General features: G+C 64.3%; 14 protein-coding genes and 1 pseudogene. All 15 read left to right on the top strand.

Annotated elements, in window-relative coordinates; all coding sequences use genetic code 11:
* The coding region (locus tag HP547_RS18025; RefSeq protein WP_172286993.1) for an iron-containing alcohol dehydrogenase at positions 1-1,074 on the top strand (1,074 nt) is incomplete at its 5' end.
* A 2-nt stretch (positions 1,075-1,076) separates the two neighbouring features.
* On the top strand, positions 1,077-1,511 hold the full coding sequence (locus HP547_RS18030) for a thioesterase family protein (RefSeq protein WP_172221384.1): 435 nt from the start codon (positions 1,077-1,079) through the stop codon (positions 1,509-1,511).
* Positions 1,512-1,532: 21 nt separating this feature from the next.
* Complete coding sequence (locus tag HP547_RS18035) at positions 1,533-2,717, top strand: acetyl-CoA C-acyltransferase (RefSeq protein WP_172221381.1); 1,185 nt, start codon at positions 1,533-1,535, stop codon at positions 2,715-2,717.
* Between the two features lie 174 nt (positions 2,718-2,891).
* A pseudogene (locus HP547_RS18040) lies at positions 2,892-4,744 on the top strand (DUF1302 domain-containing protein).
* Between the two features lie 20 nt (positions 4,745-4,764).
* Positions 4,765-6,084, top strand: a complete 1,320-nt coding sequence (locus HP547_RS18045) for a serine hydrolase (RefSeq protein ID WP_172221375.1) — start codon at positions 4,765-4,767, stop codon at positions 6,082-6,084.
* 341 nt (positions 6,085-6,425) lie between these two features.
* The gene (locus HP547_RS18050; protein ID WP_172286995.1) at positions 6,426-7,103 is read left to right on the top strand and encodes a thermostable hemolysin; all 678 of its coding nucleotides are present in this window, start codon (positions 6,426-6,428) and stop codon (positions 7,101-7,103) included.
* Positions 7,093-8,559, top strand: coding sequence for an AMP-binding protein (locus HP547_RS18055; RefSeq protein ID WP_172286996.1), 1,467 nt, complete (start codon positions 7,093-7,095; stop codon positions 8,557-8,559). The genes HP547_RS18050 and HP547_RS18055 overlap by 11 nt, the downstream gene beginning before the upstream one ends.
* 8 nt (positions 8,560-8,567) lie before the next feature.
* Positions 8,568-9,248 carry a TenA family transcriptional regulator gene (locus HP547_RS18060; protein WP_172223144.1) on the top strand — a complete coding sequence of 227 codons (681 nt, stop codon included), beginning with the start codon at positions 8,568-8,570 and terminating at the stop codon, positions 9,246-9,248.
* A complete protein-coding gene (locus tag HP547_RS18065) occupies positions 9,235-10,041 on the top strand; it encodes an SDR family oxidoreductase (protein WP_172286997.1) in 807 nt (268 codons plus the stop codon). The genes HP547_RS18060 and HP547_RS18065 overlap by 14 nt, the downstream gene beginning before the upstream one ends.
* Positions 10,038-10,679 (top strand): hypothetical protein, encoded by a 642-nt coding sequence (locus HP547_RS18070; RefSeq protein WP_172223151.1) that lies wholly within the window; start codon positions 10,038-10,040, stop codon positions 10,677-10,679. Before HP547_RS18065 ends, HP547_RS18070 begins: the two co-directional genes overlap by 4 nt.
* A gap of 2 nt (positions 10,680-10,681) precedes the next feature.
* Complete coding sequence (locus HP547_RS18075) at positions 10,682-11,344, top strand: response regulator (RefSeq protein ID WP_172223155.1); 663 nt, start codon at positions 10,682-10,684, stop codon at positions 11,342-11,344.
* Complete coding sequence (locus HP547_RS18080) at positions 11,341-12,705, top strand: ATP-binding protein (RefSeq protein WP_172223159.1); 1,365 nt, start codon at positions 11,341-11,343, stop codon at positions 12,703-12,705. The genes HP547_RS18075 and HP547_RS18080 overlap by 4 nt, the downstream gene beginning before the upstream one ends.
* 115 nt (positions 12,706-12,820) lie before the next feature.
* Positions 12,821-13,168 (top strand): metalloregulator ArsR/SmtB family transcription factor, encoded by a 348-nt coding sequence (locus HP547_RS18085; RefSeq protein WP_172223164.1) that lies wholly within the window; start codon positions 12,821-12,823, stop codon positions 13,166-13,168.
* 21 nt (positions 13,169-13,189) lie between these two features.
* Positions 13,190-14,473 (top strand): arsenic transporter, encoded by a 1,284-nt coding sequence (locus HP547_RS18090; RefSeq protein ID WP_172286998.1) that lies wholly within the window; start codon positions 13,190-13,192, stop codon positions 14,471-14,473.
* A 28-nt stretch (positions 14,474-14,501) separates the two neighbouring features.
* Positions 14,502-14,831 (top strand): arsenate reductase ArsC (locus HP547_RS18095; protein WP_172286999.1); only part of this gene is annotated, 330 nt, incomplete at its 3' end.

Here is a 14,831-nt window from a genome sequence, read left to right on the forward strand (position 1 = left end):
GTGCGCCGCGTGCTGATCGTGACCGACCCGGGTATCGTCAACCTGGGCATGCTCGATGACTTGCTGCCAGGATTCACCCAGGCCCGCCTGAGCGTGGCGATCTTCAGCGAGGTCAGCGCCGACCCCAGCCATGCCTGCGTGCTGTCGGCCGTCGCTCGGGCGCGGCATATCGGCGCCGAGCTGATCGTCGGCTTCGGTGGCGGCAGCTCCATGGATGTCGCCAAGCTGGTGGCGCTGCTGGCGCACCCGGCCTGTGATCAGACCCTGGAGGCGGTCTACGGCATCGACCAGGCCAAAGGCCAGCGCCTGCCGCTGATCCAGGTGCCGACCACCGCCGGGACGGGGTCGGAGGTCACACCCGTGGCCGTGGTCACCACCGGCGAGGCGGCCAAGATGGCGGTGATTTCCCCCCTGTTGCTGCCCGACCTGGCGTTGCTCGACGCCGAGCGCACCCTGGGCCTGCCCCCGGCGATCACCGCCGCTACAGGGATCGATGCCATGGTCCATGCCATCGAGGCCACCACCAGCCAGTACAAGCGCAACCCGCTGTCCAGCCTGTTGGCCCGTGAGGCGCTGGCGCTGCTGGCCGGCAACCTCGACCAGGCGGTGCACAACGGTGGCAACCTGGCGGCGCGCCAGGCCATGCTGCTGGGCGCCTGCCTGGCCGGGCAGGCGTTTGCCAACGCGCCAGTGGCGGCGGTGCATGCGCTGGCCTACCCGTTGGGTGCGCGTTACCACGTGCCGCACGGGCTGGCCAATGCGCTGGTGCTGCCCCACGTGATGCGCTTCAACCGTCGCGAAGCGTTCGCCGACTATGCCGCGCTGGCCCCGGCACTGCTGGGCGATCGGCTGGTGCCTGGCGACCCGCATGATCTGTGTAAGCAGTTCATCGATGAGCTGGAGCAGCTGGCGCCACGCTGCGGCCTGCCCAGCCGGCTGCGAGATGTCGGGGTGCCGCGGCACAGCCTGCCATTGCTGGCCGAGGATGCCCTGCAACAGCAACGGTTGCTGGTCAACAACCCGCGCAAGGTCACCCTCGACGACGCATTGGCCCTCTATCAGGCGGCGTTTTGAACATGGCCAGGGAACGCCCGCTGCGCGGCGCCTACCGCTACTTCCAGCCGATCACCACGCGCTGGCACGACAACGACCTGTATGGGCATGTGAACAACGTCGTTTATTACGGGTTTTTCGACAGTGCCGTGAATACCTGGCTGATCGAGCACGCCGGCCTTGATATCCACCACGACCCGGTGGTGGCCTACGTGGCCGGGTCTGCCTGCGACTATTTCGCCGCCGTCGCCTTCCCGCAACGCATCGAGGTGGGCATCGCCGTCGAACGGTTGGGCAACAGTTCGGTGCACTACGCCCTGGCCGTGTTCGTCGAGGGCGAGCCCGAGGCCTGCGCCGCTGGCCGTTTCACTCATGTGTTCGTCGATCGCCTGAACAACCGCCCGGTCACTATTCCCGCCAAATTGCGCAGCGCCTACGAAAGCCTGCTGCCGGTGTAACTGCCCAAGGAGAGCCGTTTCATGCAAGACGCCGTCATCGTATCCACCGCGCGCACGCCCATCGCCAAGGCTTGGCGCGGCGCGTTCAACGACCTCACCACCCCCAGCATGAGCGCCATTGCCATCCGCGCCGCCGTCGAGCGCGCCGGCGTGGAACCGGACGAAGTCGAGGACCTGGTGCTGGGCACCGCCATGCAAAGCGGGACCGCCGCCATCAACCCGGCGCGCTTGTCGGCCCTGGCGGCTGGCTTGCCGCAGTCGGTGGCCGGGCAGACCATCGACCGCCAATGCGCTTCAGGGCTGATGGCCATTGCCATCGGCGCTCAGCAGATCCGCGGCGAGGGCATGCAGGTGGTGGTCGGGGCCGGGCAGGAGCAGATCAGCCTGGTGCAGCACGCGCACATGCAGGCTGCCAATGCTGCCCAGGACGCCACGGTGCGGCGCCTGTGCGAGCACGCCTACATGCCCATGCTGCACACGGCCGAGCACGTCGCCAAACGCTATGGTATCGACCGCCACGCCCAGGACCGTTACGCCTTGCTGTCGCAGCAGCGCACAGCGGCAGCGCAGGCGGCCGGGCTGTTCGCTGATGAAATCGTGGCAGTCACGGCGCAGCGCAAGGTCGTCGACAAGGCCACTGGCGTCCAGTCCCACGAGCGCGTGCACCTGAGCCAGGACGAAGGTAACCGCCCGCACACCCGGCTGGCGGACCTTGAGGCACTGCAACCGGTGATCGAGGGCGGCTGCGTGACTGCGGGCAATGCCAGCCAGTTGTCCGATGGTGCCAGCGCCTGTGTGCTGATGAGTGGTGCCCGGGCGGCACGCGCAGGCTGCCAGCCGCTGGGGCTGTACCGGGGCATGGCGGTGGTGGGCCTGGCCCCGGAGGAAATGGGCATCGGCCCGGTGCTGGCGATACCGCGCCTGTTGGCGCGCCACGCGTTGCGGATCGAGGACATCGGCTTGTGGGAGATCAACGAGGCATTCGCCTGCCAGGTGCTCTATTGCGCCGAACACCTGGGCATCGACCCGGCGCGGCTCAATGTCAACGGGGGCGCCATCGCCATCGGCCACCCCTATGGCATGAGCGGTGCGCGCATGGTCGGGCATGCGTTGCTCGAAGGCCGCCGGCGCAAGGTTCGCTACGTGGTGGTGAGCATGTGCGTGGGCGGGGGGATGGGCGCGGCAGGCTTGTTCGAAGTGCTCTGAAGCACCGCCTTGGAGCCATAACGAACCGGCATGGCATTGATCCGAAGACGCTATTTGTGAGCGTAATCAAACCTGCCTGATACTGCTCGTCACCGACACCGCCGGCCTGGGCGGCCGGCGCGTCCGCGCTGAACCCATCATTTCCCTCTCTAATAAAACAACAAGAGGTTAAGAGTGAGCGCAACCCTCCTATTCTGCCGGCGCCAGGCGCCGCTGGCGGCCCTGTGCTGCCTGCTCGCCACCCCGGTTGCGGGCGTTCAATTCAACGTTGGCTCGCTGCAAGGGCGTTTCGACTCGGCGCTGTCATTGAGTACCGCCGTCAGCACTGCCAACCCCGACAAACAGAGTTGCAGGCTGCCAATGGCAACGACGCGCGGCGCAACTACCGCTCGGGCGATGTGTTTTCGGCGATGTTCAAAGGCACCCATGACCTGGAGCTGCACCGCGATAACGTGGGTGTCTTCCTGCGTGGCACCTACTGGTATGACACCGCGCAGCGCGACCACAGCCAGCGGGCCGTCGACATCGACGACCGCAACCGCCAGGTTTCGGCGAAAACCGCCGGGGCGGAGCTGCTCGATGCGTTCGCCTATGGCCTCTACGACATTGGCGGTGAGCCCGGTTCGCTGCGGGTGGGCAAACAGGTGGTCAACTGGGGGGAAAGCCTGTTCATCCAGGGCGGGCTGAACGTGATCAACCCCTTCAACCAGGCTGCGCTGCGCCGGCCAGGCTCGGAAGTGAAAGACGCCCTGGCGCCGGTCAACCTGCTGTATGTCACGCAGAACCTCAACCAGGCGCTGTCTTTCGATGCCTTCTACCAGCTGGACTGGGAGCAGACCCGACTGGAAAACTGCGCAACGTTCTTTTCCGGCAACGACTTCATGCCCGAAGGCTGCCAGGGGCTGGATGTCGGCGGGCAGATGGTGACCAACCCGGCTGTGTCGCCGGCCCTGGCCCCGTTTGGTGTGACGCTGACGGAGGAGGGCGTGCGCGTGCCTCGGGGCGCCGACCAGGATGCACGCAACGGTGGCCAATGGGGTTTTTCGCTGCACTGGTACGTTGAACCACTGGATACCGAGTTTGGCCTTTTCGCCGCCAATTACCACAGCCGCTCGCCGTACCTGGATACTGTCAGCAGCCGCTATTACGCCAATTCGGGCTTTGCCCGTGAACTGTGCGGCAACGTCGGTGTGGCGCTGGCCAATTGCGGTGCCTTTCTGGCGTCCAGCAACGGGCAGACCCTGGCCGGCGCGCTGCGCATGGGCACCTCGCAGTACCGGGCGCAATACCCCGAAGACATCCGCCTGTACGGCCTGACCTTCGCCACCACCCTGCGCAACGGTGCCGCCGTGCAGGGCGAACTGAGCTACCGGCCGAACATGCCGGTGCAGCTCAACGGCAACGATCTGCTGCAGTCATTGCTCAATGCCCCTGGCCGCAGCCCGCTCAACGCCGACGGCCTGCGCCCTGCGACAGACAACACACCCTTCGACGGTTACCGGCGCAAGGAGGTGACCCAGGCCCAGATATCGGCCGTGCAGGCGTTCAGCCAGGTCATGGGCGCTAACCAGCTTCTGCTGATGGGCGAAGTGGGCGCCACCTATGTCGGCGGGCTGGAGGGGCGTTTCGGGCCGCGGTATGGCCGCTCCGGTGCCTATGGCAACGGCGAGCTGGCCGACAACAGCCTGTGCCTGGCGATCTCGAAAAGCCCGGGCGACTGCAACGACGAGGGCTTTGTCACACCCTTTTCCTGGGGCTACCGCCTGCGCGCGACCTGGAGCTACCCCAACCTGATCCAAGGCCTGGACATTCGCCCAGGCCTGGCCTGGGCCCATGACGTCAAGGGTTACTCACCGGCGGACAGCTCGGGCTTCAACGAAGGCTCGCGCTCGATCAGCGTGGGCGTGGACCTCAGCCTGGCCAGCCAGTACTGGGCCAGCCTGGCCTATACCGATTACCTCGACGGCGATTACGGCACCCGCGGCGACCGCGATTATGTGGCGTTCAGCGTGGGCGCCAACTTCTAGTGCAACCAAGGAGCACGACCATGTCCAAGCGCAGCATGCACCCTTCATCCGCCAACCTGACGGGTATCGCCCTGGTGCTGGCCGGTGCCCTGGCCCCAACCCTGGCGGTCGGTGCACCGACCGGGCAAGGTGTGATGGAGGGGTTCCCTCCGGCGCCGGAGTTGCGGGTCAACCAGGCCAACGCCTTTCAGCCACCGTACTTGCGCTGGTCGATGCGCCACGCCCGCGAGGTGTCACCCACCCGGAGTATCGGCCGCGCAGCCACACCGCTGGCGTTGACCGAAGGCCGCGCGGCGGCGCTTGACCAACTGGCCTTCAGCGCCGGCGACCAGCCGTTGACCTTGGCCGGCTACCTGCAGCAAACCAGCACCGACGGGCTGATCGTGCTCCACCGGGGCAAGGTGGTGTTCGAGCGTTATATGGACGGCTTCCAACCCGGTCAGCCCCACATCTGGGCGTCGATGACCAAGTCGGTCACCGGCCTGATCGCCGCACAGCTGATCGCTGAAGGTGCGCTCGACCCGCAACGTACGCTGGCGCATTACGTGCCGGAACTGCGCGGCACGCCGTTTGGCGAGGCGACGGTGCAGGCCAACCTGGATATGCAGGTGGCGGTGCAGTACCCCGCGCAGATGCCGCCGGACCTCGGCCTGTTTGCCGCCACCGGCCTGATCCCGCGGGGCGAGGGCATGCCAGGGGATATCTACAGCTTCCTGCGGCAGGTACTGCAGGCGCCGAACCCCGCTGGCCAGGCGCCGTTCTTCTACCAGAACGGATCGCCGGAAGCGCTGGCCTGGGCGTTGCGGCGTATCACCGGGCTGAACTGGGCGCAGTTGGTCGAGCAGCGTTTGTGGTCACGCTTCGCCGAGGACGATGCCTATGTGCAAGTCGACCCGCTCGGTACCGAAATGGCCAGCGGCGGCATCAGCTGCAACTTGCGCGACACCGCCCGCTTTGCCGAACTGGTACGCCGCGAACTGGCCCGCGATGCCAAGGGCGACAGTTTCAACCAGGCGGTGCACAGCACTTTCCAGCCTGCGGACCCGGCAGTGTTCGCCCAAGGCAGCCTCGGCCCTGGGCGCCCTGGCTACGGCTACCGCAATTACTGGTACCAAAAAAATGACGGTGAAGGTTCCGTCGAGGCCAGCGGGCGCTTCGGGCAGAAAATCTACATCAACCCCCGTCGCGAACTGGTGATCGTCAAGCTCTCGGCCACCGCCGACCAGGGCCGTCGCGCCACGCGTGCTGACGGCGAGGCAAACGCCCCCGCGCGCATCGTGGACTCGCCGGCTACGTTCAATCGCATGGTGGGTGCGGTGTTGGCGGCACTGCCGGGTTGATTTGCAACAGCTGATCCAAAGCTCTGTAGTCAGTACCGGCCTCATCGCCGGCAAGCCGGCTCCCACAGGAATATCGCCAGCCTTCAGGCATGCGCTGTACCTGTGGGAGCCGCGCTTGCCGGCGATGGGCCGCGACGCGGCCCCGGTTACAGATGTCCGCCAAGGGGCGTGACCGGCAGCTTTCGACCCTTGGCGGACGTTCAGCCAATGCGCAGCCCTTGCAGGGGAATGCGTTCATTCCAAGCGCCGTACCATGGTCACAAATAGCCTGTTCGACTTCAGATTCCATTCAGATTCGATCCCGATAATCCCTCCGTCGAACCCAAACCGGGGGGAATTTCATGACCCAGCCTCACTGGAGCAATCTGCTCCCGCTACCCATCGGCAGCCATGCCGACCATCACGCTCACCTGACGCGCCACGTGGCAGGTGATCCTGCACGTGAAGACTTGCAGCATTTCATCCACCAGTGCTTTGCCAGCGTGCATCAGGCAGATGTGCAGCATTACTTGCCAGAGCTGCTGGCCTTACATGACAGCCATGGTCGACTGATAGCCGCCGCCGGCATGCGACCGGCGAGCGAAGGTCCGCTGTTCCTTGAGCGATATCTGGATGAGCCAATAGAGGCGGCCATCTCTCGGGTTGCAGGCGTTTCTCGGGACCGAGCATGCATGGTTGAGGTGGGCAACCTGGCGTCACTCAGCGCCGGCAGCGCGCGGATCATGATCATTGCCGTGACGTGGCTGTTAGCTATGCGCGGTCTTGAGTGGGTCACATTCACAGGCGCGGCGACGCTGATCAACAGTTTCCGGCGGCTGGGATTGATGCCCACGGTATTGGCCGCGGCCGACCCAGAACGTCTACAGGGCCAGATGGACCAATGGGGTAGCTACTACGATCAACGTCCTCAGGTATTCGCCGGCAGCATCGGCGTTGGCTTCGATGCCCTGACCCGCGGGGGGGTGTTCCAACGCCTTGGGTTTCCCTGCTTGGCCCCGGAGGCCGGTCATGCCGCATGAACCGAGCGCCTTTCGGGCTTTACTGCTCCAGCATGCCGAGCACAGACCTGATGATGTAGCTGTGCAGGGCCCGGTTCAGCGTTTCACTTACAGGGGGCTTCTCGACGAGGTTGAGTCCCGTATCGCCCGTTTGCAGAGTGAACCACCGGGCGCGTTCGTGGTGGTACTGGATAACGGGCCTGAAGTGCTGTTCTGGGACCTGGCGGCACTGTTCGCCGAGCGCCCTTGTGTGATCGTACCGTCGTTCTTGAGCGCGGCTCAGTTCCGACATTGCCTGAGGCAGAGTGGTGCCACGATTGTTCTGTGCCAACAACCATGGACGGCTCAGCTACTCGAGCAAGGCTTTGCCCAGCATCAGCCAGGGGACTTCTGGAGGCGAGCGCACGGCGCCATTGCGATGCCGGCGGGCACGGCAAAGATCACCTATACCTCTGGCAGCACCGGGGCACCCAAAGGCGTGTGCCTGGGGGCTGAGACCATGCTGCGGGTGGCGCGTGAACTGGAGGCTGCCAGCCGGCCCGCCCAGCCGCAGCATTACCTGGCGGTACTGCCGCTGGGTGTCTTGCTGGAGAACCTGGGCGTTTACGCCGCGCTCATTGCGGGCGCCTGCGTCCAGCTCTACCCGCAGCAACAGCTGGGCATGGGCGGGGCAAGCCAGGTGGATTTCACGCGCTTGCTGGCGGCAATTGCGCTCAGTGGCGCGCACAGCCTGATCCTTGTGCCGCAGTTGCTGATGGGGTTGGTCACTGCCATCGAGCGCGGGCTCATGCGTGTGGGTCCGCTGCGGTTCGTGGCGGTGGGTGGCGCTCGCGTATCCCCCAGCCTGCTGGCCCGGGCCGAGGCGGTGGGCTTGCCGGTGTTCGAGGGTTACGGGCTGTCCGAGTGCGCCTCGGTGGTGGCGCTGAACCGCCCAGGGGCTGTGCGCGCTGGCAGCGTTGGCAAGCCGTTGCCCCATGTGCAGGTGCGCATCTCGGGTGATGGCGAGGTGCTTGTGGCCGGCTCGACCTTGCTGGGCTACCTGGGGGACACACCTGTCAGCGACAAGTGGTGGGCAACGGGTGACCTGGGTCACCTCGACGAAGAGGGTTACCTCTACCTGGACGGACGCAAGAAGCACCAGTTCATCACCAGTTTCGGGCGTAACGTCAACCCGGAATGGGTAGAGTCCGAGCTCACCCAAGGCGGCGTGATTGCCCAGGCGTTCGTGCATGGCGAAGGCCTGCCGCGCAACCTGGCACTGCTCTGGCCACTGGACCCCACGGCCAGCGATGAGGCCATCGAACAGGCCGTACAAAACAGCAACGCGCAATTGCCCGATTACGCCCGGGTGCATACCTGGCGCCGTCTTGCCGCGCCATTGAGCGACCGTGACGAAACCTTGACTGCCAACGGCCGCCCGCGACGCGAGGCGATCCTGCAGCGCTATCACACCCTGTTATCCGACATTTCGCTGTGAGGTTGACCATGTCCTTTTTCGACACTCTGCAAACACAAACTACCCAGGAACGTCACGCGTTGTTCGCCGTGCCGGTCATACGGGACGCGCTGGTCGGCCAGGTCAGCCTGGACAGCTACATCGCCTTCCTCACCCAGGCCTATCACCATGTGCGCCACACCGTCCCGCTGATGATGGCGTGTGGCGCGCGTCTGCCGTCGCGCCTGGAGTGGCTGCGCGGTGCCGTGTGCGAATACATAGAGGAGGAGTACGGCCACGAGCAGTGGATCCTCAACGACATCAAGGCCTGCGGCGGCAACTGGGAGGCCGTACGTGACGGTCGGCCAGCGCAATCGATCGAGCTGATGGTCGCCTACCTTTACGACTTGATCGCCCGTGGCAACCCGGTAGGGCTGTTTGGCATGGTCAATGTGCTCGAAGGCACCAGCATCGCCTTGGCTACCCAGGCTGCGGGCGCTATCCAAAGTACGCTTGCCCTGCCTGAGCAGGCCTTCAGCTACCTCAGCTCCCATGGTGCGCTCGACCAGGACCACATGGTGACCTATAAACAGCTGATGGACCGCCTCGATGATGAGAGTGACCAGCTAGCCGTCATTCACGCTGCCAGGATCGTCTACCGTCTGTACACCGAGATGTTCCAAGGCCTGCCACGCGCCGGGCAGCACGAGGTGCGCCATGCGTTTGCCTGAGTCCGTGGTAATTCTTACCGGTGCCAGTGGTGGCATCGGCCTGGAGCTGGCCGAACAACTGTGCGCGGCGGGTGCCCGGGTGCTGGCGGTCAGCCGGCACATGGGCAAGCTGGCCGGCCTGATGAACCGTTACCCGGACCGTCTGCGTTGGCAGACCGCCGACCTGCGTACCCGGGAAGGGCGCGAGCAGGTTGTCGGTCGGGCTCGCGAAATGGGTGGCGTAAATGTGCTGATCAACGCTGCCGGGGTAAACCGCTTCGCCTTGCTCGACCAACTGGACGAGCACGCACTCGACGAGTTGCTGGACATCAACCTGAAGGCCCCTGTGCAACTGACGCGCGCCTGCCTGCCGTTGCTGCGCGCCCAGCCCAGGGCATTGGTGGTCAATGTCGGCTCCACCTATGGCTCGATCGGCTATCCCGGCTATGCCACCTACTGCGCCAGCAAGTTCGCGCTGCGCGGCTTCTCGGAAGCGCTTCGCCGCGAGCTGGCCGATACCGCGGTGAATGTGCTCTATGCAGCGCCCCGGGCGACGCGTACGGCGATGAACAGCAGCGCTGCAACAGCGCTCAATCAGGCGTTGAAGGTCGGCATGGACGACCCGGCGGATGTCGCCCGTGCAGTGCTCGAGGCGGTGCAGTCAGAACGCAGCGAACTGTACCTGGGCTGGCCGGAAAAGCTCTTCGTGCGCATCAACGGCATGTTGCCGGGGGTGGTCGATCGAGCACTGCGCAAACAACTGCCTGTCATCCGCCGCTACATCGGTAGCCACTCCAAGGAATCGATCAAATGAAGCGACTGCTTATTGCCAGCTTGCTGGCCTTCGCCCCCGTTACCTGGGCATTGGACCAGGCAGGTACGCAGCACCTGAGCGAGCTGCAGCAGCGCTGGGCACAGATCCAGTACCAGTTACCCAAGGACAAGCGCGCCGACGCCTTCGAACAACTGGCGGGTGACGCGGCTGCATTCGTGCATCAATACCCCGGCACAGCTGAGCCACTGATCTGGGATGGCATCATCAACAGCAGTTGGGCGGGCGCCACCGGTGGCCTTGGCGCACTGGGCAAGGTCAAGGCGGCGAGGGCAAGCCTGGAGCAGGCCATGAAGCTGGACCCCAACGCCCTGCAGGGCTCCGCCTATACCAGCCTGGGCACGTTGTACGATCAAGTGCCCGGCTGGCCGATTGGTTTCGGTGATACCGAGATGGCCGACAAGATGCTGCGCAAAGCCTTGCAGATCAACCCCAACGGTATCGACAGCAACTATTTCTGGGCTGATCATCTGTATCGGCAGAAGCGCTACCCGGAGGCTACCGCAGCCCTGCAAAAGGCTTTGCAGGCACCGCCCCGGCCGGGGCGCGAGCTGGCTGACCAGGGCCGCCGGGCCGATATCGATGCTTTACTCAAGGCGATCAAGGACAAACAGGACTGAACATGCGGCTATTGCTGGTTGAGGATGACATCGCGCTGGGCGAAGGGATCTGTGACGGCTTGCGCCAGCAGGGCTATACCCTCGACTGGTTGCGGGACGGTGTCAGTGGCTTGCATGCGTTGCAGCACGAGACCTTCGACCTGGTGATCCTGGATCTGGGATTGCCCCGCATGGATGGCATTGAACTGCTGCGGCGGGTACGCGCCGGCGGCGACAGCCTGCCGGTGCTGATCCTCACCGCACGGGATGCCCTCGACGATCGCATCACCGGCCTGGACGCAGGTGCCGACGACTATCTGGTCAAGCCGTTCGACCTCAACGAGTTGAAGGCGCGCCTCAGGGCTTTGCTGCGCCGCAGCGCCGGGCGCGCCAAGGTGTTGATCGAACATGCCGGGGTCAGCCTCGACCCGGCCACCCAGCAGGTTCACTACCACGGCGTTGAAGTGGTACTGACCCCGAAGGAGTACGTGCTGCTGCATGAGTTGCTGGCGCAACCCGGCAAGGTTTTCACCCGTGAACGCCTGACCCAGTTGCTGTATGGCTGGGATGAGGAGCCCGAGAGCAATACGTTGGAGGTGAACATCTACCACCTGCGCAAGAAGCTGTTCAACGGCCTCATTCGCACGGTGCGCGGCATTGGTTACCTGGTCGAGGCCAAGGCATGAGCTCGCTGCGCCAGCGCACCCTGTGGCGGGTGATGCTGTTGCTGCTGCTGGGTTCCGGCCTGCTGGCACTCTATAACTATCACGACAGCCGTCATGAAATTAACGAAGTGTACGACGCGCACCTGGCCCAGAACGCTCGCTTGCTGCAAGGCGTCATGAGCCTGCCGGTGCAAAGTGGCTCGCGTGAAGCGATGTACCAGGCATTCAACGTGGCATTGGCACAGGCGGGTCACCATCGGGTAGGCCACCCCTACGAGAGCAAGTTGGCCTTCCAGGTCTGGCAGGACGGCGCTGGCCTGATAGTGCACACACCCAGTGCGCCGAGCATCGACCCTCCACCGACGGCCCCCGGGTTTTACGATTTATCCAGTGGTGGCAAGCAGTGGCGCGGCTTTGTGCTGCCGGTACCGGAACGGCATTGGGTGATCTGGGTAGGCGAGCGCGACGATGTGCGCTACGACCTTATCGACCGCATCGTTCGGCACACCCTGTTCCCGTTTCTGCTCGGCAGCCTGGCCTTGGCACTGCTGGTTTGGGCCGCTATCGGCTGGGGATTGCGGCCGTTGCAGAACATGGCCAACGTCATCCGTGGGCGTCACGCCGATTCGCTGGAGCCGCTGCAGTTGGTGCCGCTGCCCTCGGAGCTAGAGCCCATGCAGGCCGCCATCAACCGCTTGCTGGCGCAGATCGAGGACTTGTTGCGGCGTGAGCATCGGTTCATTGCCGATGCCGCCCACGAAATGCGTACACCCCTGGCCGTTCTGCGGCTGCATGCGCAAAACGCGCTGGAGGCCAGCAGCGATGCCGAGCGGCAAAAGGCGCTGGGCTTTCTGATGGGTGGGGTCGACCGGCTCACCCGGGTGGTCAACCAGTTACTTACGCTCGCCCGTGTCGAGCCAAGGTTGGGGCAGCGCGCGAGCACACAGGTCGACCTGGCCGCCGTGGTCACCGAGACCTTGGCTGACCTGACCCCGTGGATATTGGACCGCGGGCTTGAGCCCTCGTTGGACATCGGTGAAGGCGACCATCACCTGGCGATCGATGCCGGCGCCCTGGGCATCGCCCTGCAGAACCTGGTGTCCAACGCGGTGGAGCACTCACCGCCCGCTGGCCGGATCACCGTGTCACTCAGGCGCCTGGACAATCACTTCGAACTGGTCGTCGAGGACGAGGGGCCGGGTATCGATGAAGCGAGTCTGTCGCGCGTATTCGAGCGTTTTTACAGCCGTAATAGCCCGAATGGTGCAGGCCTTGGACTGTCCATCGTAGCGACCATCGTCGACCGGCTGGGTGGCCACGTGCGTTTGCACAACCGGGCTGGCGGTGGGCTAGCCGCCACGGTGCTGCTCCCGGTGGACTGAGTCCACCACGCTTTCACGCATCTGGCCCTGTACGGTTTGATGATTGTTCTAGAAATCCTTGCACATGACATATGTAAATCCGTATATTCGGCTATCCATATGTATTGGTGCCGCCATGATTACCCCGCCCGATGTGTTCAAGAGCCTATCCGACGAGACCCGTGCTCGCGCCACCCTGCTGATCGCCAGCCTCGGTGAACTGTGTGTCTGCGAACTGATGTGCGCGCTGAACGACAGCCAACCCAAGATAAGCCGCCACCTCGCGCAGCTGCGCAGCAATGGCATGCTGTTGGATCGTCGCCAGGGGCAGTGGGTGTACTACCGCCTTAACCCGGAGCTTCCCGCCTGGGTGCATGAAATGCTGCAGATGACCTTGCAGGCCAACTCACAGTGGCTGGCAGGCAACTCGCTTCGGTTGCAGAACATGGACGGCCGCCCCGTCCGTGACGCTGCCTGCTGCTGACCCACATCGAGCGAGATCTTCATGCTGGTCGCAATCGCCGTCTTTGTTTTCACCCTCATCCTGGTCATCTGGCAACCGAAGGGGCTTGGCGTTGGCTGGAGTGCCGCGCTCGGTGCCCTCATAGCCCTGGCGGCGGGTGCCGTTTCGCTGCATGACATCCCGACCGTGTGGGCCATTGTCTGGAACGCCACCGCCACCTTCATCGCCGTCATCATCATCAGCCTGCTGCTGGACGAGGCGGGGTTCTTCGAGTGGGCCGCGCTGCACGTGGCACGCTGGGCAAACGGCAGTGGCTATCGATTGTTCGCGTTCTGCGTGCTGCTCGGTGCTGCGGTGTCAGCGCTGTTCGCCAACGATGGTGCGGCGCTGATACTCACGCCCATCGTCATGTCGATGCTGCTTGCGCTACGTTTCTCGCCCGCCGCGACGCTAGCCTTCGTCATGGCCGCCGGCTTCATCGCCGACACGGCGAGCCTGCCGCTGGTAGTCTCCAATCTGGTGAACATCGTCTCGGCCGACTATTTCAGGCTCGGCTTCAGCGAATACGCCTCGGTGATGGTGCCGGTGAATTTCGTCAGCGTGGCCGCAACCCTACTGGTGCTGTTCCTGTTCTTCCGCCGTGATATCCCGAGGCATTACACAGTCGCGGCCCTGAAGCCGCCGAGCGAGGCGATTCATGACCGCGCGACCTTCAACGTCGGTGGCTGGGTACTGGTGGTATTGCTGATCGGCCTGTTCGCCCTGGAACCACTGGGTATTCCGATCAGTGCGGTAGCTGCAGCTTGTGCGGCAATCCTCTTTGCCGTCGCCGCTCGCGGGCATCGCATCTCAACCCGTCGTGTACTGCGCGAAGCGCCCTGGCAGGTGGTGGTCTTCTCTCTAGGCATGTACCTGGTGGTGTACGGGCTGAAGAACGCCGGTCTCACCGATATGCTCACCCAACTGCTCGATCGCCTTGCGCAGCAAGGGCTGTGGAGCGCCGCCATCGGCACCGGGTTGATCGCTGCATTGCTGTCTTCGGTCATGAACAACATGCCCAGCGTGCTGGTCGGCGCCTTGTCGATTCAGGCCAGCGAGGCGCAAGGGCTGGTGCGTGAAGCGATGATCTACGCCAACGTCATCGGCTGCGATCTCGGCCCCAAAATCACCCCCATCGGCAGCCTCGCCACGCTGCTCTGGCTGCACGTGCTGGAGCGCAAAGGCATGCGCATCACCTGGGGGTACTACTTCAAGGTTGGCATCCTGCTGACGCTGCCAGTTCTGTTGATCACCCTTTCGGCCCTGGCATTGCGCCTTAGCCTCTGACATCCGCCACGAAGCGGAGGAGCCCCCCATGCGAGTCCTGTTCATGTGCACAGCCAACAGCTGCCGCAGTATCCTTTCCGAGGCCATGTTCAATCACCTGGCGCCTCACGGATTTGAAGCCGTCAGTTCCGGCAGCTTTCCGAAAGGCCAGGTGTTGCCGCGCAGCCTGACCACCTTGCAGAATGCCGGCATCGCGACGGATGGGCTGAGCAGCAAGGGCAATGACGCGTTCGAGGGTTGCCCTCCTGATATCGTCATCACCGTTTGCGACAAGGCTGCCGGTGAAGCTTGCCCGGTATATTTCGGCCCTGCACTGAAATCGCACTGGGGGCTTGAGGATCCGTCCGATGTCGTGGCT

Origin of the sequence: Pseudomonas sp. CM27 (assembly GCF_013179515.1) — a bacterium.
Classification (GTDB): Bacteria; Pseudomonadota; Gammaproteobacteria; order Pseudomonadales; family Pseudomonadaceae; genus Aquipseudomonas.